We start from the raw sequence: 25,675 nt of genomic DNA, 5'->3' as shown, positions 1-25,675 counted from the left end.
TTAGAAAATAACGAAGAGCAGGTCGCCTTAGAAGGTGGCCTGCTTTTTTATATGCGGACTGTCAAAGATAGAAAACGCTCCTTACTCGTATACAACCGCCGTCGTCATTCCTCCAAGTGGCAAAGTCATATTATTGCTCACATGATGTGGAAAATGGCAATGCAGCGGCCATCGTCCCGGATTATCCGCAATAAATTCAAGATCTCTTGTCGTGCCCGAAGGTACGAGGATCGTACTCTTTCGAAGCTGATTGTCCTTCGGAATCGAGTTCCCATCAACAGCCGTCTCCCAAAATTGATGACCATGCAAATGCATCGGATGATTCATCATGCCAATATTGCCAAATCGAATCCGCACACGCTCCCCTTCTGAAACGGGCAGAGCTGCTGTATATGGAAAGCATCTTCCGTTCAACGTAAAAAAATTCGAATTATGAGCAAACGGATCAATATCATAGACGCCGGATGGGAGAACCCCCATCTCGATATTCTTTAAGGCAAAGGCACCTAACATTAAATAATAATCGCGCTGCACCTCTTTCTTCGATTCGCAAGGATCGAGGATAATCAGTCCCCCTTCCAGCCCCATCATATCTTGCATAATCGTATAAAAATGAGAGTGGTACATATGTGTCCCAGGCGGATTGGTAATCCTGAAGTGGTAATCAAAATACTGACCAGGCTCGATGCGTGGCGAAGGTTCGATATCTGGCACCCCATCCATCACATTCGGCACATCTAATCCATGCCAGTGCACGCTGGTCGGTTGGGGCAGCTTATTATAGACGCGAATACAAACATAATCATCGGGATACACACAGATCGTAGGACCTGGAGACATTCCATTATAGCCCCAAGCATTCATATAAATCCCCGGAAGAATCTCACTCTTCACAGGCTCTGCCACTAAGGTAAAATACTTAATGCCATTCTCCTCTACATAAGGCAAGTTCGGTATATGGGGTGAAATCACCATGCTGTTCAACTCCATATCAGCTTTTTTACTAGCATACGGAGAAACGTGGTCGGTTAGAATGCAAAACGGTCCACGTATACGAATCCCCTTACGCATCAACCTTTTAGGAAAACATTAAGACACATTGATAAACTTTCTAATTTAACACTCAGAGAACTCAAGTATAGGCAGACGCTATCTTAGCACTTGCATACATGTTGTACGATTAAATTAAAACAATAAGGAGGTCATCTCTTTGGAAAAGGATAATCTATTGAATACACCGCTTAAGAGCGCGAAGCCCGGTGCAATCATTACGTTCGGCACTTATCCGCAAGCAGCAGACGGATCAGACAGAACGCCAATACAGTGGCGAGTGCTGCAGCATACAAATGGAGAGCTATTTCTTTTTAGCGAGTATATTTTGGATACCAAGCGCTATTATGCTGAAAATGTGGATATTACATGGCGCGACTCTGATGTGCGAAAATGGCTGAACAATGAGTTCTATCACGCTGCTTTCGATGACTCTGAGAAAAAGTACATCAAGACTACACATTGTACCGACAACGGAGAGGATAGTGCAGATACGGAAGACAAAGTGTTCTTACTCAGTGTTCCGGAGGCGCAAGAACTAACCGCTAAACTAGCTGAAGATCCTTTTCGTGCGCGGCGTGGTACAATAGGAACTGAATTTGCTAAACTAAAAAAGAACGATGGATGTAACTTGTACGTGTACGATAAAACCGTCGGAGATAATTATATAATCGAAAATGGCGAACAATTAGGCTGTTCATGGTGGTGGCTTAGAACTCAACCTAGTCGCTCTTCGCGTGCGTATTTTGTTGGTACTCGTAGCAGCATCCGCAGTTATGGGAACGTCAACTTAGCTTGTTACGGCGTGCGCCCCGCTGTAAAAATAAAGCTTCCATAATAAAAACGGAGCGTTCCAAGGACTCTCCCTTGATAACGCTCCGTCAAATTAGCTATATGCTAAGTAAAAATAGAAACTTGTCCACTCTATCTATGCTGGTCGATAAGAATAGGATTGCCATCTGGGTCTTCAATGACGAAGCTGCCTGGTCCTTCTGGAGTTGCATTCGCATCGCCAATGATCGGTATTCCTTGATTGCGGAACTCTTCTTGCAGCGCCCTTACGTCCTTGAATGGATTCACTTCTTCCGTCTTATCATTCCAGCCGGGATTGAAAGTCAGTATATTTTTCTCGAACATCCCTTGAAACAGCCCAATCGTACAATCGCCGTTCTGCATAATAAGCCAGTTCTGTGTGATATCTCCGGTAAAAGCATGAAAGCCAAGCTTCTCGTAAAATTGTTTGGATTGCTGAATATCTTTCACGGTTAAACTTACAGAAAACGCCCCTATACTCATAGTATGCTCCTTTGCTCTATTTTCACATTATCTGACTTAAACGCTCTAACCGATTAATCATGAATCTATCCTACCCGTTACAACCTACTTTTATTTATTAGGAGGTCTACGATGAGCAAAACAGCAAATATCAATTATCGTTTGTTTGCCGCACTTGCTTGCGTGCTAGGTATGAGCCTTCTCGTTGTGGTGTATATGGCCTACGCTGTGCAGTGGAGTGATTACTATAAGCTTATCGCTTATTGTGCTTCAGTCATCGTTGGAGTTGTTGGTGCTATGGCGGCTTTGCAAGCTCTTCTAGAAACGAAGAATAAAACGAAGTCTTCTTTATTGTTGCTGCTATTAAACGGATTGCTCGTGTTTTCTTTTCCGTTGTACATGGTGCTCGGAGTTATATTTTTCGGACCTTGAATGACAACTTGAGATACCTTAAGATAACCCGCCTCACAAACTGTTCCCCTAAAATAAAAAAAGGGAGCCTTACGTCTCTAGGACATTTGGACACCCCGTATGTTGTAACTATGTGTTATTACGACGAATAGTTGCTGTAGTGACAACGATTATAATGAAAATACTTAAGGTTGTAACACTAAATATAGAAAAGTCTTTGGCTGTTATTTCTCATGACGAGGTGAATTGATGTAAATATATATTGATACTATTCCCATAACAATAAATGCAACTAAGAAAAAATAAAATAATCCACGATAGTTATCTCTAAAACCCGGATTTACAAAAATGGTTACAAGTCCAAAGAAAACATTCCCCATACTAGTAAGACTTCTGTATTTAAACTTATCTTTCAACACTTGATAAATGGATAATACCAATATTAATGAAGAAATGCAGATTATAAATAAATAGATATTCATAACAACCTCCTTAAAGAGAGACAAGTAGATTGTTTATCTAGCTTCATAAAGTAATATTCCTTTTATATATCAAACCGTAGTTAGCCAACTACGGGTATAGTAACATACCGTTACATAGATATAAAGCAATTATATGTAACTATCAACATAAAAAATTATTATTCTATATTCCAGTTTAATTAGACACTTTTAAAAAGGAGTTATTAATCAATTCTTGTCATAGTCGAAATTATATAATTACTTCGTCCAATGTAATAGACTCCTTACGTACGTGCATCCCCTCTATTTTCACATTGCTTATTCCTGCAAAAAGAACTTTATAATTTCATTGTTAATCTTTATATTCTCGGGGTCATTTGAGAGCGTATGTAGTAGATTTTTAATGTAGGGAGCATCTTTTATAGGTTGACCGTTTAGCACCATGTCTCTTAGCTTTAATGGCACAATGCTCGCATATTGAGCAGTTATCCTTTTATCGTAAGTAGTGTATTCTAATAAAGCACTCATTTTGAAAGCATACTCTAATGCGATAGTCCCTGGCAGCTTGCCCTCTTCAATACCCGCTCCAATCCTTCCAATTGCCGCAGTAAAGTCACGATTGATATATTCCGATTTTTTATCCGCTATCCGTAATCGTTCCCACTGATAAATATTCACTCCTACAGAAATAAGAAGTGGTACCAGTGCTAGCAATATGTACTTGTTTTGCTTCATACACACACCTTCTAATAAGGATAAGGAATAGATGATTATATATTAGGAATCCCGTCTATGCTTGTAAATCCAATGCAGATGCGACACATTGGCCACGATCCATAGTAAAACAATTATTACTTCCAGAAATACATTGTCACCAGTAGAGATAGCTATAGCCAGGCTTGATATACTTAATAACAGGGCACAGAATATGATGATAAAATAAACCCATTTATATAGCCAAAAGCATTCTCCTCTGTATATCCATCTTTAATTTTCTTGCCTGCTGACGGAAATGATAAAGCGACTCTTTCATTGTTAAAAGTGATTTTTGAAAAGACTCTAATGAATGTTGTCAATTGAGTGTAATTGTGATTTGTTGAAGTGGGAATGTGGACTTGCTTCTAAGAAGTGGATAGCCTCATTTCTAACGCAAAATAATGGAAAATAGTTGCATCAGCGATTACAATAACTCGTAGACTATACAAAATTAAATGATATGGAGGCGTATATGAAAAGAACGTTACTGATAGCTTGTCTAGTCTTTGATCTGATTTGGATAAATGCATTATTTGAAAATGGTATATCTTCAACTACGTCACACATTAGTGTACCGGAGAAAAGAGACGCCAATAATGATCAATGGATTACCCTAAAGAGTGGTATGTATGCACAGTCGGATCAATATGCATGTACCTTATCAAAATTATTGATTTTCAGAAGTAGGTGAGAAATATTTCTCCGATTACAAATAGAAATGCTGTTTTTTTCTGACTTCATGTACTCAGTATTTAAAAATTTGCTCCCCACTTTCATTATAGAACGCAATAACATTTTCTAAATTCTTAATTCTAGAATCAAAGATTCTATAAGCTTTCTTACCTTTCTCAAATGTAACTACTTTCTCAGATCCATCTTCAAATATAACTTTGAAATAGTCTGTTTGACTTTCCAACTTCTTATTACTTACGTACATAGTGAAACTGCCTGCCTTAAACCCTCCTATATATATTCCAGACTTACGGATTGGGGAAATATTACGCGAGTATATAAATCTACCTTTTGATTTTCCCTCAAGAAAATACATGGTTACTTCATTTTCATTTTCTCTAATAAGATGATAGCCATCATCGTATTTCACGGTGAGTGTAGGAGAGAAATTTTCCTTCTTTAAAAACACTTTAAGGTCATTTTCATCAAGATTACTGCACCCTATAGTTAACAGGAACATCAGCAAGACTATTACTTTTTTCATAGTGACCTCTTTTCACCTAAAGATCACCGCCACCTTTCATATTAATAATGAATGTGGCGAGCAAAAATTTGATTAATCTATACCAGCAACAGTTCAATCAAGGAGATGTTTTCATACCGACCAATCTATCTGATCTATAATAAATTCCATTGTCTAACACTGCTATATGTTCATTAGTATCTAAATCTGCAATTTTGTATAATTTAGTTCCTTCTTTATATTTATTAGAGAATAGATTCGATATTTCTCCACTTTCATTTGTGGAATATATATTAATTGTTCCAATTTCCTCTTCAATTTCAGTAACTTTTTCATCTGTTATCTTATATACGCCATTATTCCACGTTACAACATAGTAAGCCCAACTTTGGAGCTCCGGGGCTTTTGTATTCGTACATGCAGTAAGGAACACCAAGAGCATAACACTTACACCAAGAGATCTTTTCACTATAATCACCTTCTTCTTATGACAGTCATTGATACTATCATTATTTCAACAACATGATTCAATTAATTTTCGAAGCTGACTTATATGCTGAATTTCTTTTAGTTGTTGTGATAAATAACTGTTAGAATGAATGATATTCCCTTCTTCATTTATTACAAATTTACCTTGATACTCGCCAAGGATAATAAATGCTTCTCCCTCTACAACTGGCCCAACATATTTTTTCAAGAACAACACAGCTCTTTGATTATTTTTCAATACCTCATTTTCCTCAAACGTATACTGTATGTTGTTTACAACGCCGCCAGTCTCCAAGATTTTGAGATTTTGGATATTTGGATTAGTCCCTTTATAAAGGGTACTGATGTTTGCTGTGGATAGAGTAAATGCTACATCGTCATATTCAAAGGATTTTCCACTCGTTATTTCGACTTCTACAATTAAGTCAGCATCTTTGAATAATTCATGCATGTTATCGTAAAAAACCGATAATTCGCCCGTTGAGTTTATTGTCAGTACAGGTACATCCATTATTCTCAATGTAGCGACTACTAATAAGCAAGATAGTATTAGCACGGTAATCTTACCTTGTTTACTACTTACTAATTTCATCTCAGCCCATCCCCTCCCTGCACACTACTTAAGGTGAGAATTGATATATGTAATGACTTCGTCATATGTAAATGGCTCTTTATTTATTGCCATATTAGCAAGAGTGAACAAAATGGTTTTATGATCAACAATAGAAAGAAGAAGGAGATTATTTCCTTATGTCGAAAAAACATAGCAGAAGCCTTATAAAACCATTGATGCGGATCGACCTCTGAGTCTATTTTGGATCCAAAATGTGATCACAAGTTGAAGAGTTAGAATAGGAGCCGGGATACATGAGAAGAAAAATTTATATTCTATTCTTTATCATAATCATTTTAGGTTTAATTACTTCTTGCTCAGATAAAGAAGACGAAGAACAAGATATTTCAGCTATAGTCTCAAACCTAAATGTAATCGAAAAAGGAAAAGAAGAGCCAGATAAGTATTGGATTATTGCTTTTTATCCGGATAAATATAAACCAATCGAAAAAATGAAAATATTTGTTAAGGATAAGAATGTGTGGAACCTTATCGAAATTAATCGTACATATACTGCTCACTATGCCAAAGATACCAGTGGGGTATTTAATTTATATACAATAGAGAGACTAAATTAATTAAAATGAACGGAGTCTGTAAAGATAGGTATGTCAGATTTCTTCTTAATGAAGCAGCTTTACCTTATTTCAAAACACAGAATAATGATTATTAGTTGCATACATAATCCATAAAGTAGTATTAAAAACTGCATGAGCTTAACTGTGCAAGCTGAGTCATTTTAAAATCAAATCATAATAATCTGAATATTTGCTTACCGCTTTTATTGTAAAAATACAAATTAAATGACATTTCTTTAATGCGATCATCAAAAATCCTATATGTTTTCTTTCCTTTTTCAAATTTAAATTCCGCTTCAGACCCATCATCAAATTCTAACCTATAAACAACGGCCTCTCTTTCAAATTCTTTATTACTTACATGCATAGTGATACTTCCCTCCTTAAGTAATCCCAAATAAACCCCTCGCTCAGTAATAGCGTAAGAGTTATAAAGGTATGTATATTTCCCCCAAGATTCATCACTAAGAAAATACATGGTTATATCTTTATCGTCTTCTCTAATAAGTAGGTAGCCGTCATCATATTTTTCAGTGAGTGTAGGCGAAAAATTCTCCTTTTCTAAAAACACTTTAAGGTCGTTATCATTAAGATTACTGCACCCTACAGTTAACAAAAACATCAGTAAGATTATGATTTTTTTCATATTGACCTCTTTTCACTTACTTGAGGTGAGAATTTATATATCTAAATGACTTCGTCAGAGTAGTCGGCTATTTACGTGTATGCCCCTCAATTTCTTCACTGTTTATTCCTGAAGAAAGAATTTCACGATGGCACTGTTAATCTGTATATTTTCCGGATTATTTGCGAGCGCATAGAGTAGATCATTAATGTATGGGGTATCTTTTATAGGTTGACCGTTTAGCACCAAGTTTCTTTTAATGGCACAACACTCGCATATTGGGCAGTTATCCTTTTGTCATATTCTAATAAAGCACTCATTTTGAAAGCATGCTCTAATGCGATATTCCCTGGTAGCCAACCTTTTATTCGTAATTCAAATTAATCTACCTAACTGAGTTACTATAGTCCGTTCTTTTTCTTTAGTAGTTCTTCCACATTTTCAAGTACTTTCTCTTTAATCCCATTATCATCAAGGTGTTGCTTTAAAGAATTGGCATCTTGAAAAGTTATATGATTCTTGGTTTCTACACTAAATACCCCATACTCTTCCACATTAGATTTTACATCCCTGCGCTTATAGAAAATATGAGCATCGTCCCAAGCTATCTCGAGGACATCCGAATCTATGACCACAGGATCACTATCGCCCTTACCTTTGACATAATGAATCTCTTCGTTAGCCCGAAATAATCGATAATCTTTAGATAGCACAAGAATATTGGTATCATTATCTCTATGTTCATTTACAAAGTAATCGAGGACTCCACATCCACTCAAAAGAAGTAAACACAAACCGATTATTATAACTTTAAATTTATCCATATTATTAACTCCTAATTAAACAGAAGAATGGTTAGCAAAATAAGCCAACCATTCCTTTCTGTATTTGGTTATTCTACTTAGTATCTTGCATATAAAATGAAATATGATATGGAACAATTGCACCTAGTTGCTGAGAGGCAACCGCATAATTATTCACTAATGTTACAAAAGATGCTGGAACCCCATTTGATGAATTATAATTAGCATATTCAAAGTCATACTTGTCATGAATCCTCGTATAGATCTTCCAGCTACCATTTACCTTCTCGGCAGCTATTAATACGGATGCTTTATTCAATGAGAGATAGAGATCTTTAGTTGAGTTTAAAATAAGATGTGGTTGTTCTGAATAGTAATCACCATTTGAAGGAAGCTTTGATTTGAATTTAGCTATTAAACTTTTAAATTCAGTAGAGTTACGAACAATTTCCGAATATTGTGATCCTGCTGGATAAGAAAGGTTTTCCGGATTATCGTTTAAGGAGTGACTTAAAAACCTAGGTGTCAATTCAAAACCTGCGAGTACAAGTGCAATTACTCCATTTCTCCACTGAATTCTTACTAATTCTTTTGTTAACCCTTCTACTGCCTGATTGTGATAAGCATTTAGTTGACTATCTAATCTAAGCTCCTGTTGTTGATAACTTTTTTGTGAATCTTCCATTTCTTTTTTTAGCTGTTCTACAATAATCTTATCTTTAAGTTCTTTCTCGGAAATTTCTTGAGTACTAGTTGCTAGAGCTGGGGAAATTACGGATAGCATTACGGATAAACAAAATGAAACTGACAGGAAAATTTTAAATATTTTCTTCATTCTTTCACTCCTTATTTTAAATATTAGGTATGTTTTCCGCATATCAAGATATGGCTTGATTATACTACCGATTACTTTGTTTATAACCGAAAAGTATATTTGTAAATACCACATTTTTCTTTCGTGCATTATCTATATTGATCAATCTTCCAATTTATTAATTTATAATTTTTCAGTTACACCATAACTTTTCTAGTACAGATGCTAAAATATACGTTTGTTGAATCTTATGGTTCATGCACCAGTTTAATTACATATTTTATGTTTTCGCCCATTATCCCCCCTTAGATTTAAAGTTGTAATAAAGGAAACCACACTGATTCAATATTAAAAATTAATGAAGTAAAGAATGTGTAGTGACTGGTCCACTAGAATATATAAAACCTATTAGTTGTAATACCTATATTCCTTAATGAATGTCACATCTCCCACGCTTCCCCTTCGTATATCACCCCTTTCCGTATTTCATGAAGGAAATAATTAAAAATTATAGTGCCCATTAAAATTTATAGAAGAACATTTATTTCGATCGATTTCAAATGCTTGAGATATTTCGACAAGCTCTTGAATGCTTGCGTAATATGGGACAGTATGAGAGTGAAAAAACTTACTAGCATAAGAATTAAAGTACTTTGGGTTCGACAGGATGGTTTGCAGCCAATTTTTAAAGCACATATGCGCGTCGTAGTGATGACCTGTAGAAGAGCTAAACACAATGTATTTTCTTGATTGCAGCTTGGATAAATCCATATAAAACGTAGTGGTCTGGTAGCGGGCAAACGGAAGTAGCGAAAGCGATGATGAGGTTGGAAGCATGTCCTTTTCATACACAAGTAGGTACACTGAAAATATATCTAATTGAGTATTTTTGTTATCAGGGTATAATACCGCTCCATCATTTATCTTGAGGAAGTCTATATAATCGGATGGAAGCTTCGTTTGTATGTCTTCTTGGAACTTGAGGAGATACTCTTCATTTACTGGCGGGTTTGAATACAACGTGATTGGTTTGTTTGCATGTAAGTTTTGATTTGCAATTTTGATTTGCTCTTGCCTGAAACTATTTAAAATACGTTCAATCTCATTCAACTACAACACCTCCGTAGTTAAGATGGTATGACTACTCATTTGGGTTTGTTCATAAGTGTATTCATTTAACAATTCATCAAGCTGTTGACTGATTAATATCACCCGACTATCTGTTAGACTTGCACATACACTTATGAGTTTTATCATTTCAACTCTCTTCTTCTCAATTATTTCAATCTTGGTCATTTTTAGCACCTTAGTTCATAGTGAAATGGAACCCCATTCAATGTTGGTGTTGGCGCCACACCGTATCCTCTTCTTCTCTGAGAATAGGTTACTATGAGTTTTTGATAACGGTTTCCATTTTTTTTCGAACGAAACACCTTGCTATTTATTCCGAAACAAAAGAAGGTTGATCTTAAGGAGAATAATCATTCTTCCTAAGATCAACCTTCTTTATTTATAAATTTATAATAACTCGATTAAGTAGTACTTAGTTTTTCATGTCCCATGGAGCTCCCCCAGTGAATGCCACAATAACATCATCTGCATGAATTATACCTATCGATAAAAATACTGCCATAACCAGAAGCGGAATCTTTGTTACTAACTTTTTCATATGACACTCCCCTTCCATATTATAAACTTAGTATACTGATTTAACTCTCTCGTTTGACTCTTATACTCGCATCATCATTTACTTGATTTGTCGAAACATATTACAGAATATGAATCACTCTTCATAATTTTTAAGTTCGACCCTCTTTTATAAACCATTAAAGCTTTGTCAATTGAATACTTAGTTTTTTATCCATGGAGGGCTCCCACCTGACGCCATCATAGCATCACCAAAATGAACTACCCCTATTAACAGACACATTGCCATGACAAGAAGCGGAATCTTAGCTACCAACTTTTTCATATGATAATCCCCTTCCATACTATGAACTAAGTTATTAATGACAAAATTAAGCTCTTCAATGGCTTTTATTTTTGTACCTCTTCTGTTTGAAGAGCACAAAATCCGTTATTGATGACAGGCTTTAAACCTCTTTTTTAACTTTAAGATCGACTTTCATTCGCAAACTATTAGAGTATTGTTAAACAAGTATTTAGTTTATTACCACGGGGCACTTCCACCGAATTGGAACACTACATCATGGAAGTTAACTACTCCTAGGGACAAATATACTGCCAAAACAAGAAGCGGAATCGTAGACACTAACTTCTTCATACGCCCATCTCCTCCCATGAAAATTATTAACTAAGTAAATTAAAAACGAAATTCAGCTCTTCAACAGCTTTTCTATCCAAATCACTATTCGACTGTAGAGTTGAATTTGTTATTAATAATAGGCTATTGAATGCCTTTTCATAATAAGATATTTGAGCATATTCCAATGCACTTTTTCGATAGTACTCGTATGCCTTCCAACTTTCCTCTTTCTCTATTAAAAAGTCTCCCTTAAGTTTGTAAAAGTAGGCCAACTGTGCTCGTTTAAACGGAACTGTACGGGCATCCTCAAGGGAATTAACCATCTGCTCCTCATATACAAACAATTTCCTTAAAGAATCAAAGTCGGATTTAGCAATATACAAATCTGTGAGTGCTACAACAACATGTATAATATTATATTCAGATGGGTTTTCTAAATATTCCTCTAATTGAGTTAAACCTATATCGATATTTCCACTACGAGCACTAATACAGCCTGTCATAAGGCTCACATTATCTCTAATAAATGGAAAGGGAAGTTTACTATACTCCTTAAGATATGCTCGACTTTTTCCAAACTCATTAAGATAATAATGCGAATTACATGCACAAAATATAGCATGCGCACGATACTCACTATGCGTAATGTCATTTTTAATAACATACTCGCTTAACTCAATGGATTCTCTATATTGCTCTAAGTTAAGTGCATGGACTGCTAACCGATAATGCAACTCCAAACTTTCTTTTTCACTTAAAAAGCCAACATAATCTAATAAATATCTGCCTGAGCGATATGTTTCTTGAAGTTTACTAAAGTCATTTCTCTCAATGAGGTACTTCTGGAATAGCCCTTTAGCAATGTATGGCATAATACCGTGGCTTCGCGAATATTTAATTAGCAAATTCAATAGCTCAAGCTTAAGAGTCGTTTCACTTTTTTGAATGGCGATATCAAAAAATTTAGCTATAACATCATAACTTTCGCCTTTCGCGATCGTCAGATAACGTTCAGCAATATGTACTACGGTCTTTGTGGGGCAGTTCCGATCAATTGCCTCAGAGAAGATTCGTAATACAGCACTAGCACTCTTTTCTGCCTGAATATAGAGGCCAATATATTCTTCAAATGCAATACCAAGTGCGTCTGTAACAGCTTGCAGCTTATAGTACTCAGGCTTCTGGACTTCCCCATTCTCAAGCTTTGACAGTGTACCTTTACTCACTTCAGTTATTCTCGCTAGTTCAGATAGGCTCACATTAGACTTGGTTCTGTATTTATGAATCAGCTCTCCTAACGATAAAGTGACACTGCTCAACATACTCACCTTCTCCTTCATGTATTACAGATAAATCTTTAAATTGAACATACGATTATTAAACGGAAGTTAATTAAAAAGTCTAAGATGGGGATTCCAAATGAAGTTGAGGATTAGAGAAGAAGATGTGGATATTTGAATACTACCAAATTATTGTAAATGCTGTCAATATTCCAGTAACGTCAATGTTGTATGTATCTTTCTATAACCATGAACGCATCCAGCATTATTCCATTATTATTTTCATTGAATTAAGTAAGCTGTCCCACCCTCCTGTAAAGGACATATTCATTCCCAAACCAGCTCTCCTCAATTGATCTCTTAGCTGAATTAATTCTCTTCTTTCTTTTTCACTTAGTTCAGCATTTGGGAAACCCGTATATTCAGGATATTGAGATAGAAACTGCTCAAAAGCTTCTAAATCATTATGCATTTGTTGGTTCAGCAAACCTGATCCAGACCCAAAAACTTCAATTGTATATAGATTTCCTCTAATGTCTTCCATTTTTTCTAGAACAACACTTTCATCTGTCCAATTCATTTTGATCTGATAGTCAATTGCACTTTCCAATTCAACAAAATCAGACATCATCATAGTTGAGACATTATTAAAAGCCTTTTCATTCGCGTCATTTCTAAGGTAAGAAAATGAAACCAAAAATATATTCAGAATAATAGATAAAGCAAATAGAAACTTAAATAGCTTCATAACTTCTCCTTGTCTTCTTTAAGAATAAGGAACATACAACGGCCTTAGCTTCATTAGTCTAGAACTGAGGATGAGAACATTCACGAACTCCGTTTTCCTTTGCAGACAGTATGCCACTTCGACCACTCTATTACAATCATTTTGCACCCCAAAGCTCTGACCGACTATGTAATTTTTCCATCAAAATTTCCTAACCTATCATGACTTCCCCCTCCAAAGTCCATACTAAATCGGTCGCCAACCACACAATTGACAGCGCTTGCAATTTTATTCATAAATTTCATCCAGATTTAACGCTCGTTTTACAGATATCGCCTACTCTCTAGGGCTTGCCCGTGATACAATCAAAACGAACATAATTAAATACATCATTCCAGGGGGTATTCAATACCATGACTGCCAAAAGACTTGCACTTGCACTTTCTCTAACTGCTATGCTCACAACAGTAATGGCGGGACCTATCTCTGCAGCTCCACTCGAGCCGGTTAAGCACATCGATTGGATGCAAGAGAAATCATTCGTGAACGGTGGACAAGATGGTCTTGCACTAGAACGTCCCATCACGCTTATCGAAGCAGTTGTAATCTTCTCTCGTGTACAAGGTCAAGAAGCAGCAGTAAAAACAGTAGACCCTGCGGTTAAAGGCAGTTGGGCTGCACGTTCCCTTACTTGGGCGAAGCAAGCTAACATTGTTGACGCAGAGCAGTGGAAATCCCTTCACAAGCCTGTATCTGCAGATGTTTTGAATGCGGTTGCAAAAAAAGCTGGTATTGAATTAAAAGCAGAAGGCGAAACGGTTACTCGTGAAGCTTTCATTGAAGCAGTAGGCGAGGCAGTTACGGTTCATTTGACAATCGGTCATACGAATGACGTGCACGGCCATATCGTTGAAGATGAGCGCGGCAAGGAAATGGGCTACGCAAAAATGGCTACATTAATTAAAGAAATGCGTTCAGAGAACCCGAATACGATGCTTATCGATGCAGGGGACATGATCCAAGGTACAATCTATGTGAACTTGTCCAAAGGTGAATCCGTTCCTGCACTTGTGAACCCACTAGGTTATGATTTGATGACTGCGGGTAACCATGAGTTCGACTTCGGTCATGAGCAATTGACGAAAGTATCTAAAATGTTCGAATTCCCTGTATTGGGCGCGAACGTATTTGATGCAGCAGGCAAGCCAATGTTGAAGCCTTACGTGATTAAAGAAATCGAAGGTAAGAAGATTGCGTTCCTTGGTCTTGTAACAGAAGAAACACCAATTGTTACACACCCTGATAACGTTAAGGGCCTTACTTTTAAAAATACAGTTGAAACGGCTAAAGAATGGGTACCGAAGCTGCAAGAGCTTGCAGACAACGTAATCATCGTGTCCCACTCCGGATTGGAAGCAGACCGTGAGATTGCAAACAGCGTAAAAGGTGTAGACCTTATTATCGGCGGTCACTCTCACACGAAGTTGTCCAAGCCTGAGCTTGTAAACGGTGTATACATCGTACAAGACTGGGAGTACAGCAAATCCCTAGGCCGTGTAGACCTTTACTACCACAATGATGAAGTGGTGCACTTCTCTGGCGGACTTATTGAATATGATAAAAATACAAAAGCAGACGAAGAAACAGCGAAGCGCGTTGAGGCACTGAAGAAGGAATCCGATGCATTGTTGAACGTGAAGATCGCTTCTACGCCAAACGTGTTGGAAGGCGACCGTACGAAAGTTCGCGCGGAAGAAACAAACTTGGGTAACATGATTGCAGATGCAATGCTAGAGCGCACTCGCGCAATCCCAGGCTTCGAAGCTGACGTAGCAATTACGAACGGCGGCGGTATCCGTACAACGATTAAGAGCGGCGACATTACGAAGCGTAACCTGTACGATGTACTTCCATTCCCTAACACAATGGCAGTCGTTGAAATCTCCGGTAAAGAGCTTATCCAAGCAATGGAGAACGGTGTAGCTGATCTAGAAGCTGGTGGCGGACGCTTCCCGCAAATTAGCGGAATGTCCTTCTCCTTCGATGCGAAAGCTCCTAAAGGCAGCCGCGTAAAAGAAGTTAAAGTAGCGGGTAAAGCGATTGACGAAGCGAAGCAATACCGTGTAGCAACGAACGACTTTATCGTAGCTGGCGGTGACGGCTATGAGATGTTCAAAGGCAAAAAAGCGCTTAACACAGGCGTAACTTTGTACGAAGTTGTTGAAGATTACCTCATCGCGAAGAAAGAAGTTGCACCGAAGTTGGATGGACGCATCACGAAGCTGTAATCCAATATATAGCAAGATGTCATATTGCTGTAACATGGAGCAGCTACAATAGATATAAGAGTCTCATAAACTGAGATCAAAACGTTCGTCCCCTTCCTATTGAATTAAATAGGCCCCCTGCGGAATTCTGCACATGTTGTGCGAGTTTTACAGGGGGCTATTTTATATCAAAACCATATTTCAGCAAGCTGTGAGAATCCGTCCATACTTGTTCCTTCGTAGAATGAAGGACGACCACAATTATCTCCCGATCTTTTTGCTCAGCAGCAGATACTAAACAATAGCCCGCCCCATCTGTAAATCCTGTCTTAATCCCGATAGCTCCTTCATAGTAATATTCACTTTCTGGCTGCAGCAGTTGATTGCGATTACGGATAATTTCTTGTGCGTTGCCATTGCCTGCGGCTTCAGTAAGCTGGAATTCCTCCTGCTTCACAATGTACCGGAACCACTCATCCTTCATTGCTTCTTTCGCCAATGTGGCCAAATCATACGCCGTGCTATAGTGATCGTATTCGTCCATGCCATGAGGATTGGCAAAGTTCGTATCGTACATCCCAAGTTCTTGTACACGCTCATTCATTTTTGCCACAAAGGTATGATAGGCTTCTTCTCTCGTTGCTCCCGCTTCTGCATACTTCATACCGATATTCACCGCAATGGTGCGTGCAGCGTCATTGCCAGAGGGCAGCATCATAGCAGCAATCAACTCTTCCCATGTGAGCAGCTGTCCTGGACGAAGCCCCGCCTTGCTCTCACCTAGCTTCACCCAATTCACTTCGGGACCGACAACCACTCGCTGATTCAACTCTATTTCTTCCAAAGCAAGCATTGCCGTCATCATTTTAGTTGTGCTTGCAGGTGGAAGCTTCATTTTATCGTTTTTATAAAATAGCACTTCATCCGATTGAATATCGAGGACTACAGCAGCTTCTGCTGCAATTTGATCCGTTGCGATTGCCCGTTCATTGGTAGACACCCAGAAGAACTCATTTGCAGCGGCATACGCCTTTTGTATCGGTTCGCTGACCAGTGTGAATAACCACAACAACCCGATGATAATAAGGGTCGTGCCAATGAATATGTTACGCTTATTGTACTCCGTTGCTGAAACAGTCGATGGCGCTGTATATGAAACTGCTGATGCAGCAGTCTCCTTGGAATCATTCATTGGACGGTTCATCGAACCATTTCTAGAATCGTTCATCATGTCCTCTCCCCTGACCGATACGTTTATGTAGGCAATCATAACGAACAGACATGATTGAACATTTGCGAATGTATGAAGAAAAGATGAAGATGAAGGATCAACAGGAGCAGCTTGAAGATAGGGGAGCCCAGCATGTGCCCTAGTAAGTAAACCTTCCTAACAGAAAGTGAGATTGCTTGTATGAATGTAACATTTTTAACTTCAGTGATTATAGTGGCTTATTCATGGACGGCTGTTTATTGCACATACCATGTTTATAGAAGCAATATCACTCCAAAAGAGATATCTCTCAATATTGTGATTACGGCTTCCCTAATCGGAAATTCCTTTTTACTAGCCAATCACAATGAAGCCTTGGTTTGGCTAGTACCTATGAGCTTTGTTATCTTTTTGCATAATGTCATAATTGTGTTCTACAGACGAAGTAAACGTAAACAAAGACAACGAAGTGAACATTCAAAACCAACTACCAATCAACAACAAGAGAATTAGCAGGTAACTAGAGACCTAGCTTGAGTGTAATCTAGAAAACTAGAAAAAAACTACATGCTGGCTATCAAAGACTTTTCCCTAACTAGCTATCAGCTTCTTAAAACGCTGCAATCTGAATATCCGCAAAAATGCAGTTAATTGGGCAGAAACATGCATAATTTGAGACATTTGCGACAAAAGTGCAGGCTTTTTAGAAGAAATAGGCCTTAAACGGAAAAATGACCGAAAATAACTGCATAATTGCCGTAATACCCGCTTATTTATCGATAAGCTGGGAATTTAAATGCAGATTTGTCACAAACACGATGAGAGAGCAAAGATGAGTATATCAATCCATACAACGAAGCCCCCGAACATCCACAATAACATGGACTTTGGGGGCTATTTTAGCATACTTCTACGCCACTAAAGTAATTTTAATACCATGCCCACGTAACCGTTGGAGCATCGTCTGCACCTTCTGTATCTTTACATTCTTTATTTTTACTAATCACGTTACGGCACTCGCGGCAGGGTAACAATAAAGCGAGTTGCCTCCACATCACTCTCTACCCAAATACGTCCACCGTGCAGTTCAATAATGGTGCTGGAGATCGCAAGACCAAGACCTGACCCGCGCTTATCCCCCGTCCGCGACTTATCAACTCGGTAGAAGCGTTCGAATACATGCGGCAGATCAGCCTGCGGAATCTGCTCCCCATAATTAATGATCTCTACTTTAGCTTCCACAGGATCGGAATGAACCACCATATCAATGAAGTGTCCGTCTCTTCCATATTTCATGCCATTGGACAGCAAGTTCTCAAATACACGGACCAGCTTCAACGTATCGGCATTCACATATGCAGGCCTCTGTGCATTGAGCATCCGCAATGTCATCCCACATTCCTCTACCGGAACCTGATAGTGTACGAACAGTTGACTGACTAGCTCCGCTACATTTACACGCTGCGTTTGCAGATTCATGCCGCCGTTCATGCGCGAATATTCGAATAAGTCCTCGATCATCAGATGCAAGCTTTCTGACTTTTCATAAGCGATACGAATATAGTGTCGTAGTTCAATTTCATCGCGATATCTGTCTTCTTCTACAAGACGCAAATAACCAATGATCGAAGTGAGCGGTGTGCGCAAATCATGAGAAACGTTCGTGATTAACTCAGACTTTGTTCGCTCGGCCCGTCGCTCTTCCTCGATAGAGTATTGCAATTTATGCGCCATCTCATTTAAATTTTGCTCCAGCTTACCGAGCTCATCCACTTCAGAATGTACTTTAATTCGTTGTTCCAAATTGCCATCCGCAATCGACTGAACCGTTATAATAACTTGGTTAATACGCTTAACCGTCAATCGCATTAACAAATAATAATAGAAGAAGAAAAAGAACAAACATGCACCCACAATGAACAGCTCTGGAGGGATATTATCAGCAATAGCGTTAAGAATATCTCGTACTATAGTAAACATTTCTGCAAATAAAACGCTCAACAGCAGCAGAGCAACTACCGTTACTCCTGCCAGTAGAATACTAAGCACTACATTAATAAGCAGCTTCCAAGTCAGTTGTTTAGTCCAATTCAATCTTGTACCCCACTCCCCACACCGTCTGAATACAGGAATGCCCGCTGCGCTTCAGCTTGTCCCGCAGTTTGCTAATATGGGCCGCCACGGTGTTATGCGCCCCTTGGAACGGCTCGTTCCAAACCAATTCATAAATATCTTCTGCCCGAAATACACGCCCCTGATGCTTGGCCATCGTATACAAAATATCAAATTCAATGGATGTAAGATGGATCTGCTGACCATCCACATTTACGCGATGCTGCTCTTTATCGATCTCCAACGCGCCAAGTCTGATCACATGCTGCGCAGTCTTCGCGGAACCAGAACCGCCGACCTGTAATCGCTGGTTCAGCTGGTACGAACGACGAAGCAATGACTTGATGCGAGCCATAAGCTCCAAAGGGTTAAACGGCTTCGTCATATAATCATCCGCCCCTGTCATTAACCCCATAATCTTGTCCATATCTTCCGTCTTCGCACTCAGCATCAGAATTGGCAAAGCATGCTGCTCACGTATAATACGGCAAGCCGTTAAGCCATCCAGCTTCGGCATCATCACATCAAGCACAACTAAATTCACATCATGCTTCTCCAACAGCTGAATTGCCTCTTCTCCATCATGTGCCATAAGGCAGTTAAATCCTTCATTTGTTACATAAATGCGAATCAAATTCGCGATCTCACGGTCGTCATCTACGACTAGAATGGTTGTCATGCCCACAATTCATCCCTTCTCTATGGTTCAACCCGCTATTTTATCTATCTCGTTCAGCTATCACTTTTCATCAATAAAGGTCCATACTCGTATTCAACATATATAGTGTAGCATAGGATAAATCCCTTGTTAGAAAGTTGAACTGAACTTCAGAAAATCATCATCTTTTCGTAAACTTTACATTTGTCAATATTGTCAAGTTATCATATACTTTTGAATTGTAACGCTAACTAGGGACAGAACATACAGGAGAGATTCGCTATGACCCGGAAGATTACCCAACAACATATTGCCGATGCGATGCAGTTATCACGCAATACCGTATCGAAAGCACTGAACAACGAACCAGGCTTGCGCGAGGATACCCGTTTACGCATCATTCAACATGCAGTAGATATGGGCTATACGAAGCTGCCTCCCGACATATTAGAACAATTGGAAGCGCACACCGCTGCCATGCAGCCTGAACGAGCTTCTGCAACAGGCAACCGCATTATTTCATTACTATCCCATTCGGATTATGTAAATAACTCTTATTGGTCGCAGTTCCTGAAAGGCATGAACGCAGCGCTGAAAGAGCACCGCTATATGGTGACGATGACACTAGTCGACCGAGAGGATGAGCAAGCGCTCCAACTGCCTGACATCATAGCTGAACAACAGTCAGCAGGTATCGTCATGATCGGGCCATTTTTAAAAGAGTACTACCAGCTCATTGCGCAAAGCGATATACCTGCCTTGTTCATCGATACCTATGCCGGCTTCTCGATGAATGAGCTTCACACAGATGTAATGCTCGTGAATAATGAAGACAGCGTCTATCAAATCACGTCTGCATTAATAGCCCAAGGACATCGCAAGCTTGGATTTGTAGGTGATATCGGTTCATGCCTCAGCTTCCAAGAACGCTGGCTTGGGTTTAAGCGTGCTATGCAGGACCACCACCTGCTCATAGAAGAGAAGTATGGTATAACGAGCAACGATCCTATGAATCATTATAATGAGCATTCTCTTCGCCAATCATTAGCAGCAATGAAGGAACGTCCAACTGCCTTTGTATGCGTCAATGACGAAATTGCGCTGACAATGCTGCATTTGCTGCGACAAGAGGATCAAGAAGTACCAGAGGAAATTATGTTGACTGGATTTGATCATATTGCTGAAATATCCTTGATCCACCCAACCCTTCCTACCGTTATCGTTCCGATGTACGAAATGGGCATGCGTGCGGCAGAGCAGTTGATGTGGCGTATTCGTTATCCTGAACGCCCCTTCGAGCTAATTAGACTGGCTGCAAAAGTATGGAATATCAACAAACTTTAATTCGTACACAAAAACTAAACAAATTACACCTTATTTTTGCACACTATTCGTTGACATAGTGTGCATTTTATTTTACATTTTAGATGTGAAAGAAAACGCTGTCAGTAATGGATGAACAAAGCGTCTTGGCGAGTAAAAACACAACAACAACACGCTCTCTACTCTATTTTGCCAAGAACATCATCCAGCAAGTTGACAAATGTAAACCTTATTGAATTCGCAATGTATGTCACCTAACACGCTTTGAATACATCAAGCGTATAACCTTCATCTAAAGCGAGGTATTTCTTCATGAGCAAAGTGAACATTGTCGGTCCTAGCATGCCTAACATTCCATGGGAAGAGCGTCCAGAAGGACATAAGGACGTATTGTGGCGTTACAGCCAAAATCCAGTCATTCCTCGCGACTTGCTGCCGAACTCGAATAGTATTTTCAACAGTGCAGTCGTACCTTACGAAGATGGCTTTGCTGGCGTATTCCGCTGCGACGACCGCAATCGTTACATGCGTTTGCATGCAGGGTTCAGTAAAGACGGACTTAGCTGGGAGATCAATCCTGAGCCAATTAAGTTCGAATGTGACGATCCTGAGATCGGTAACTTCATCGAAGGCTATGATCCACGCGTATGCTGGATTGAAGATCGTTTCGTAGTAACATGGTGCAACATTTACCACGGTCCAACAATCGGTACAGCTTATACACATGACTTTAAGACATTCCACCAGATGGAAAATGCATTCTTGCCGTACAACCGCAACGGGGTAATGTTCCCACGCAAAATTAACGGTAATTATGCGATGTTGAGCCGTCCGTCTGATACTGGACATACGCCATTCGGGGATATTTTCTACAGTGAAAGCCCTGATATGGAATTCTGGGGCCGTCACCGTCACGTTATGGCACCAATGGGTGGCTGGCAGAGCAAGAAAGTCGGCGCAGGCCCGATCCCGATCGAAACTAGCGAAGGCTGGTTGATGATCTACCACGGCGTACTTAACTCCTGCAATGGCTTCGTCTATGCATTTGGCGCGGCATTACTTGATCTGGAGCAGCCTTGGAAAGTTCTGTACCGCAGCGAGCCATACTTGCTGCAACCATCTACACTCTATGAATGTGTAGGCGACGTACCGAACGTAGCGTTCCCTTGTGCATCGCTCGTTGATTCGGAGACAGGCCGTATCGCAATCTACTACGGTGCTGCTGATACAGTAACGGCTGTGGCATTCGGTTATGTCGATGAAATTATTGAATTCGTGAAGAATAACTCTCGCGTAGAATAGTTACAATAGATAGTAATAGTAATCGAGCATCGTGCAGTTACGATAACAGCTGTAACGCGTGACCTAGAACGCATGACTGAGATGCCCATTGATTAGCTGCGCTAACCGTTGAGTAAACAGACAGCGACGAAGTGTATACGGCAATATGTAATGGTATAGATTCGCTTGCTGTCGCTGATTATCATCCTTTTTTACTTATATGTTAGCTAATGGGTTTGTTTATCGATAACTCACATGTTATCTTTATATTATGTATCACAAAGAATTCACGAACCATGTTCGCGCTTTCTTTGTAACCCCACCCCCTGTATTCGTGCCCTCGATGCAGGGGGATTTATATATCTTCGAAAGTGAAATGAAGCAACTGAACCTAACGGTTGCGACAGAGGCTATTTCTTCATATTAGCCGATGTTAAAAATGTAACGGGTGTCAGTGAGCTTATTTGTCAGGTTTAGCGCTATCATTCATCGATATTGCCTCAATAAGCGCTATTACGACCGTTAGCATTCAAATATGGTCGATTTTGCGAAAATAACATCAATAGCGACCGTTAAAGAATTCGGAAGAAAGCCCCAAGCCTCGCCACATCATCTTCACCATGTAACGCAACAACCCAACAACCTCAAAGCAGCAAATGATGAAGTCTGCACTAATAACCGTGAAAAACCCCCTTATTATCGAGCTGGTCGGCTAGCCATCGCCTCAGCTGAGAATAATAAGGGGGTTTTATGCGTAATGAAAATAGCTGGATATTTCGCCTTATGAGCACGAGCCACGAGCACTAAAAGCAACTATTAAGCTCAAAAAGTAACTATGCGTCAAAGGTAACGAAATCTGCTCCGCCAGCTACGCTCTCCCTCCAACTATCGCTGACTATGGCTGTAGGGTACCATAGTTGCGATAGATAGTGGGTGCGATAGTTGGACACGGGTACTTACTAGTGCTCAATGATACTTACTATCACTTATAGGCGCTTACAGTATTCACAGGCACTTATGGCACTTATAGCGGCTTACAGTACTTACAGACGCTTATAGGTATCTACATTACTTATAAGACACTTACAAGCACTTGCAAGTACTCAATGGTTCTCACGCTGCTCTCCCGCTTAAACGTTTGTACCTTCCAATCGCTTCAGCAAAATGGCTTGCTCTTCTTCATATCCCGGCTTGCCGAGTAAAGCGAACATGTTCTTCTTATACGCTTCTACACCAGGCTGATCGAATGGATTAACCCCGAGCAGCAGTCCGCTAATCGCAACGGCTTTCTCGAAGAAGTATACCATCTCGCCAAATGTGTATGCATTCAACTCATCCAGCGTAACAACCAAGTTCGGCACGCTGCCGTCCACATGCGCAAGCAGTGTGCCTTGGAATGCACGGCGATTCACTTCATTCATCGTCATACCAGATAAGAAGTTCAAGCCATCAAGGTTGGCAGGATCGCTCTCAATTGTAATCTCACGACGAGGTTTACTTACTTGCAGCACCGTCTCGATCAGATCGCGGCGGCCTTCCTGCACGTATTGTCCCATAGAATGAAGATCAGTCGTAAAGTCGACAGATGCTGGGAACAATCCTTTTTGGTGTTTGCCTTCACTTTCACCGAATAGCTGTTTCCACCATTCTGACACCGTGTGCAAACCTGGTTCATAGTTCACAAGCAGCTCAATCGATTTGCCTTTGCGATACAAGGCATTACGCACCGCTGCATATTGATAGCTCGGATTGCTCGCTAGATCAGGATTGCTGAATCGCTCAGCAGCTGCAGCAGCACCCGCCATCATCTGATCGATGTTGATACCCGCTACTGCGATCGGCAGCAGCCCTACCGCTGTTAGCACCGAGAACCTGCCACCGACATCGTCAGGAATGACGAACGTCTCATAACCTTCTTCATCTGCCAATGTGCGCAAAGCTCCTTGCGCTTTGTCTGTCGTTGCGAAGATACGCTTGCGCGCACCGTCTTTACCGTACTTGCGTTCCATATAGTCACGGAACAATCGGAATGCAACAGCTGGCTCCGTCGTCGTTCCCGACTTGGAGATCACGTTAACAGAAATATCTTTACCCTCAAGCAGCTCCAATAGGTCAGACACATAATCTGAACTTAAGTGATGCCCAACGTAATAAATACGCGTGTTGCCTGCCATCTCATTATGGAACGTATGTGACAGCGAGTCGATTGCCGCTCGCGCCCCCAGATAAGAGCCGCCAATTCCGATAACGACCAGCGCATCGGAATGCTCACGAATTGCAGCCGCTGCTTGCTTAATGCGAGCGAACTCCTCACGGTCATATTCGTGCGGCAGATTAATCCAACCAAGATAGTCAGAGCCAGGGCTCTTCTTCTCATGCAGCAAATTATGCGCTGTTCGCACAAACTCACTCATATAATCAACTTCGCTAGCCTCCATGAAAGGCAGTGCTTGCGAATAGTCAAATGAAATAGCCAATGTAGGTCTCCCCCTCGTTAATTAGACGTTCGCGACTTCATGCGCATGCGCACAATGTTTCCCCATCGTTCAGATACATGGTCATACTTTGTTTCATAGTCTGCAACACACCTAGCTTAGTATGACATTTAGCTTCACAATTAACCCCACACCTATTACTTCGTTTGCGGTACAGAAGCCCAGTCTTTCAAGAATCGCTCCAAGCCGATATCTGTCAACGGATGTTTCCACAACGAAGGCAATAGAGAGCCTGGAATCGTTGCAATATGAGAACCAGCAAGTGCTGCTTGTTCAACATGCTCAATACTGCGAATGCTGGCAGCAATAATTTCGGTAGAGAAGTTGTACTCGCTCAAAATAGCCTTCAAATCACGAACGAGCTTCATCCCGTCAACCCCGATATCATCCAATCGACCTACGAATGGGCTAATATAAGTCGCTCCTGCCTTAGCGGCCATCAAGCCTTGTGCAGCTGAGAATACAAGCGTCACGTTCGTCTTGATACCTTCTTGAGAAAGTTGATACGTTGCCTCTAGTCCACTCTCTGTTAATGGAAGCTTAACGACGATATTGGGCGCCCAAGTGGCAATTTCGCGACCTTCTTTAATCATCTCTTCGGTTGTCGTACCGATAACTTCCGCACTGACCGGACCAGGTACAAGACGTGCAATATCTTGAATGATGTCCTTGAATGGACGCTTTTCCTTCGCGATAATAGACGGATTCGTTGTTACACCGTCAACAAGACCTAGACGACTAATGCGTGTGATTTCTTCCATATTGCCTGTATCCAAGAAAAATTTCATGATAATACCCTCCCTGTTTTCGTGTACGTAAAGTTTTATTTAGAAAAGAAAATCGTTCGTGTTACCTATCAACTAACAAAAGGTTATATCGTTACATCGATGTTGGTGACCTATCGTGCCAAATAGAATCTCATCGTGTTATTTAAAGTTCTACTCCATGTTGTACTAAGTGGTTATTCAGTACTTTAACTTTATTAA

The 25,675-nt window shown here is 40.0% G+C and carries 25 protein-coding genes; 6 read left to right on the top strand and 19 right to left on the bottom strand.

Annotated elements, in window-relative coordinates; genetic code table 11:
* Positions 1-81 precede the first annotated feature (81 nt).
* Positions 82-975, bottom strand: a complete 894-nt coding sequence (locus tag FPZ44_RS19905; protein ID WP_144993149.1) for a multicopper oxidase family protein — start codon at positions 973-975, stop codon at positions 82-84.
* A 235-nt stretch (positions 976-1,210) separates the two neighbouring features.
* Between FPZ44_RS19905 and FPZ44_RS19900 the strand changes: the two genes are divergently transcribed.
* A complete protein-coding gene (locus FPZ44_RS19900) occupies positions 1,211-1,888 on the top strand; it encodes a DUF6273 domain-containing protein (RefSeq protein ID WP_144993147.1) in 678 nt (225 codons plus the stop codon).
* An 86-nt stretch (positions 1,889-1,974) separates the two neighbouring features.
* Here FPZ44_RS19900 and FPZ44_RS19895 read toward each other — a convergent pair whose 3' ends face one another.
* On the bottom strand, positions 1,975-2,346 hold the full coding sequence (locus FPZ44_RS19895; RefSeq protein WP_144993144.1) for a VOC family protein: 372 nt from the start codon (positions 2,344-2,346) through the stop codon (positions 1,975-1,977).
* Between the two features lie 111 nt (positions 2,347-2,457).
* Between FPZ44_RS19895 and FPZ44_RS19890 the strand changes: the two genes are divergently transcribed.
* On the top strand, positions 2,458-2,757 hold the full coding sequence (locus tag FPZ44_RS19890; RefSeq protein WP_144993141.1) for a hypothetical protein: 300 nt from the start codon (positions 2,458-2,460) through the stop codon (positions 2,755-2,757).
* Positions 2,758-3,515: 758 nt separating this feature from the next.
* On the opposite strand, the gene FPZ44_RS19885 is transcribed toward FPZ44_RS19890, so the two are convergent.
* From FPZ44_RS19885 to FPZ44_RS19870, 4 genes are all read right to left on the bottom strand, one after another.
* Positions 3,516-3,932, bottom strand: a complete 417-nt coding sequence (locus FPZ44_RS19885) for a hypothetical protein (protein WP_144993138.1) — start codon at positions 3,930-3,932, stop codon at positions 3,516-3,518.
* A gap of 766 nt (positions 3,933-4,698) precedes the next feature.
* On the bottom strand, positions 4,699-5,169 hold the full coding sequence (locus tag FPZ44_RS19880; RefSeq protein ID WP_144993135.1) for a hypothetical protein: 471 nt from the start codon (positions 5,167-5,169) through the stop codon (positions 4,699-4,701).
* A 97-nt stretch (positions 5,170-5,266) separates the two neighbouring features.
* Positions 5,267-5,617 (bottom strand): hypothetical protein, encoded by a 351-nt coding sequence (locus FPZ44_RS19875; protein ID WP_144993133.1) that lies wholly within the window; start codon positions 5,615-5,617, stop codon positions 5,267-5,269.
* 45 nt (positions 5,618-5,662) lie between these two features.
* Positions 5,663-6,229, bottom strand: a complete 567-nt coding sequence (locus tag FPZ44_RS19870) for a hypothetical protein (protein WP_144993130.1) — start codon at positions 6,227-6,229, stop codon at positions 5,663-5,665.
* 275 nt (positions 6,230-6,504) lie between these two features.
* On the opposite strand from FPZ44_RS19870, the gene FPZ44_RS19865 reads away from it, so the two are divergent.
* Positions 6,505-6,828, top strand: coding sequence for a hypothetical protein (locus FPZ44_RS19865; RefSeq protein ID WP_144993127.1), 324 nt, complete (start codon positions 6,505-6,507; stop codon positions 6,826-6,828).
* 172 nt (positions 6,829-7,000) lie between these two features.
* Here the strand turns inward: FPZ44_RS19865 and FPZ44_RS19860 are convergent, their stop codons facing one another.
* The 8 genes from FPZ44_RS19860 to FPZ44_RS19830 form a co-directional block, all read right to left on the bottom strand.
* Complete coding sequence (locus FPZ44_RS19860) at positions 7,001-7,474, bottom strand: hypothetical protein (protein ID WP_144993123.1); 474 nt, start codon at positions 7,472-7,474, stop codon at positions 7,001-7,003.
* Positions 7,475-7,854: 380 nt separating this feature from the next.
* Positions 7,855-8,277, bottom strand: coding sequence for a hypothetical protein (locus tag FPZ44_RS19855; protein ID WP_144993120.1), 423 nt, complete (start codon positions 8,275-8,277; stop codon positions 7,855-7,857).
* Between the two features lie 73 nt (positions 8,278-8,350).
* A complete protein-coding gene (locus FPZ44_RS19850) occupies positions 8,351-9,091 on the bottom strand; it encodes a hypothetical protein (RefSeq protein WP_144993117.1) in 741 nt (246 codons plus the stop codon).
* A gap of 480 nt (positions 9,092-9,571) precedes the next feature.
* On the bottom strand, positions 9,572-10,180 hold the full coding sequence (locus tag FPZ44_RS19845) for an SMI1/KNR4 family protein (protein ID WP_144993114.1): 609 nt from the start codon (positions 10,178-10,180) through the stop codon (positions 9,572-9,574).
* Positions 10,181-10,366: an aspartyl-phosphate phosphatase Spo0E family protein gene (locus FPZ44_RS19840; RefSeq protein ID WP_144993111.1), complete on the bottom strand. Its 186-nt coding sequence runs from the start codon at positions 10,364-10,366 to the stop codon at positions 10,181-10,183. It abuts the gene before it with no gap.
* Between the two features lie 247 nt (positions 10,367-10,613).
* On the bottom strand, positions 10,614-10,739 hold the full coding sequence (locus tag FPZ44_RS26940; RefSeq protein WP_261378438.1) for a hypothetical protein: 126 nt from the start codon (positions 10,737-10,739) through the stop codon (positions 10,614-10,616).
* A gap of 641 nt (positions 10,740-11,380) precedes the next feature.
* On the bottom strand, positions 11,381-12,658 hold the full coding sequence (locus tag FPZ44_RS19835; RefSeq protein WP_186786156.1) for a helix-turn-helix domain-containing protein: 1,278 nt from the start codon (positions 12,656-12,658) through the stop codon (positions 11,381-11,383).
* A gap of 223 nt (positions 12,659-12,881) precedes the next feature.
* Positions 12,882-13,364, bottom strand: a complete 483-nt coding sequence (locus FPZ44_RS19830) for a hypothetical protein (protein ID WP_144993106.1) — start codon at positions 13,362-13,364, stop codon at positions 12,882-12,884.
* Positions 13,365-13,756: 392 nt separating this feature from the next.
* On the opposite strand from FPZ44_RS19830, the gene FPZ44_RS19825 reads away from it, so the two are divergent.
* Positions 13,757-15,631: a bifunctional metallophosphatase/5'-nucleotidase gene (locus tag FPZ44_RS19825; protein ID WP_144993103.1), complete on the top strand. Its 1,875-nt coding sequence runs from the start codon at positions 13,757-13,759 to the stop codon at positions 15,629-15,631.
* A gap of 157 nt (positions 15,632-15,788) precedes the next feature.
* Here FPZ44_RS19825 and FPZ44_RS19820 read toward each other — a convergent pair whose 3' ends face one another.
* The 3 genes from FPZ44_RS19820 to FPZ44_RS19810 all read right to left on the bottom strand — a co-directional run bounded on the left by FPZ44_RS19820 (position 15,789) and on the right by FPZ44_RS19810 (position 19,611).
* Positions 15,789-16,841 carry a D-alanyl-D-alanine carboxypeptidase family protein gene (locus tag FPZ44_RS19820; RefSeq protein WP_186786155.1) on the bottom strand — a complete coding sequence of 351 codons (1,053 nt, stop codon included), beginning with the start codon at positions 16,839-16,841 and terminating at the stop codon, positions 15,789-15,791.
* 987 nt (positions 16,842-17,828) lie between these two features.
* A complete protein-coding gene (locus FPZ44_RS19815; protein ID WP_144993097.1) occupies positions 17,829-18,914 on the bottom strand; it encodes a sensor histidine kinase in 1,086 nt (361 codons plus the stop codon).
* Positions 18,901-19,611, bottom strand: coding sequence for a response regulator transcription factor (locus tag FPZ44_RS19810; protein ID WP_144993094.1), 711 nt, complete (start codon positions 19,609-19,611; stop codon positions 18,901-18,903). The genes FPZ44_RS19815 and FPZ44_RS19810 overlap by 14 nt, the downstream gene beginning before the upstream one ends.
* A gap of 261 nt (positions 19,612-19,872) precedes the next feature.
* On the opposite strand from FPZ44_RS19810, the gene FPZ44_RS19805 reads away from it, so the two are divergent.
* Together FPZ44_RS19805 and FPZ44_RS19800 are read left to right on the top strand one after the other, a co-directional pair.
* The gene (locus FPZ44_RS19805) at positions 19,873-20,934 is read left to right on the top strand and encodes a LacI family DNA-binding transcriptional regulator (protein ID WP_144993091.1); all 1,062 of its coding nucleotides are present in this window, start codon (positions 19,873-19,875) and stop codon (positions 20,932-20,934) included.
* 291 nt (positions 20,935-21,225) lie between these two features.
* Positions 21,226-22,215: a glycoside hydrolase family 130 protein gene (locus FPZ44_RS19800; RefSeq protein ID WP_144993088.1), complete on the top strand. Its 990-nt coding sequence runs from the start codon at positions 21,226-21,228 to the stop codon at positions 22,213-22,215.
* Positions 22,216-23,324: 1,109 nt separating this feature from the next.
* Here FPZ44_RS19800 and FPZ44_RS19795 read toward each other — a convergent pair.
* Together FPZ44_RS19795 and fsa are read right to left on the bottom strand one after the other, a co-directional pair.
* On the bottom strand, positions 23,325-24,671 hold the full coding sequence (locus tag FPZ44_RS19795; protein ID WP_144993085.1) for a glucose-6-phosphate isomerase: 1,347 nt from the start codon (positions 24,669-24,671) through the stop codon (positions 23,325-23,327).
* Positions 24,672-24,826: 155 nt separating this feature from the next.
* The gene (fsa, locus tag FPZ44_RS19790; RefSeq protein ID WP_144993082.1) at positions 24,827-25,477 is read right to left on the bottom strand and encodes a fructose-6-phosphate aldolase; all 651 of its coding nucleotides are present in this window, start codon (positions 25,475-25,477) and stop codon (positions 24,827-24,829) included.
* Positions 25,478-25,675 lie beyond the last annotated feature (198 nt).

The sequence above is a fragment of the Paenibacillus agilis genome (genome assembly GCF_007786455.1).
Taxonomy (GTDB): domain Bacteria; phylum Bacillota; class Bacilli; order Paenibacillales; family Paenibacillaceae; genus Paenibacillus_B; species Paenibacillus_B agilis.
Note: the sequence above shows the minus strand (reverse complement) of the source record. Positions and strands in the feature narration are given on the sequence as shown.